The sequence below is a fragment of the Ruminococcus sp. 1001136sp1_2201st1_G3_2201SCRN_220225 genome, assembly GCF_040924365.1.
Classification (GTDB): Bacteria; Bacillota; Clostridia; order Lachnospirales; family Lachnospiraceae; genus Blautia_A; species Blautia_A faecis.
Map to the genome: position 1 here is coordinate 1 of NZ_JBCOME010000143.1, position 1,004 is coordinate 1,004.

1 rRNA gene is annotated in these 1,004 nt (G+C 53.2%); it reads left to right on the plus strand.

Annotated features, from left to right (window positions below):
• Positions 1 to 1,004, plus strand: a 23S ribosomal RNA gene (locus AB5642_RS20315); the annotation flags it as partial.

Genomic DNA, 1,004 nt, shown 5'->3' on the forward strand with positions numbered 1-1,004 from the left:
GTAATAGCTCACTGGTCGAGAGGCCCTGCGCCGAAAATGTCCGGGGCTGAAACGTACCACCGAAACTAAGGGATCCGCAAGGATCGGTAGAGGAGCATTGCATGCGGAACGAAGCAGTACCGTAAGGAGCTGTGGACTGCATGGAAGAGAGAATGCCGGAATGAGTAGCGAGATAAAGGTGGGAATCCTTTAGGCCGAATATCCAAGGTTTCCAGGGTAAAGCTGATCTGCCCTGGGTAAGTCGGGGCCTAAGGCGAGGACGAGAGTCGTAGCCGATGGACAACAGGTGGAGATTCCTGTACTGCGGTATGACAGAACTGTGGGGACACGTAAGGAAAGCGGAAGCCGGGAATGGAAAGCCCGGTGCAAGCAGGGTACCAGACACTCAGGCAAATCCGGGTGTCAATGGGAAGCTGTGATGCGGAGCGAAATACAAGTAGCGAAGTCCGTGAGCCATGCGTCAAGAAAAGCCGCTATTGTTTATACCGTACCCGTACCGTAAACCGACACAGGTGGATGAGGAGAGAATCCTAAGGCCGGCGGAAGAAGCATTGTCAAGGAACTCGGCAAAATGACCCCGTAACTTCGGGAGAAGGGGTGCCACTGAGAAGTGGCCGCAGAGAATAGGCTCAAGCAACTGTTTAGCAAAAACACAGGTCTATGCGAAACCGAAAGGTGAGGTATATGGGCTGACGCCTGCCCGGTGCTGGAAGGTTAAGAGGAGAGGTTAGCGCAAGCGAAGCTTTGAATTTAAGCCCCAGTAAACGGCGGCCGTAACTATAACGGTCCTAAGGTAGCGAAATTCCTTGTCGGGTAAGTTCCGACCCGCACGAAAGGCGTAATGATTTGAGCGCTGTCTCGACAATGCATCCGGTGAAATTGAAGTACCAGTGAAGATGCTGGTTACCTGCGCCAGGACGGAAAGACCCCATGGAGCTTTACTCCAGTTTGGTACTGGGGTCCGGTATTGCATGTACAGGATAGGTGGGAGGCTAGGAAGCAGT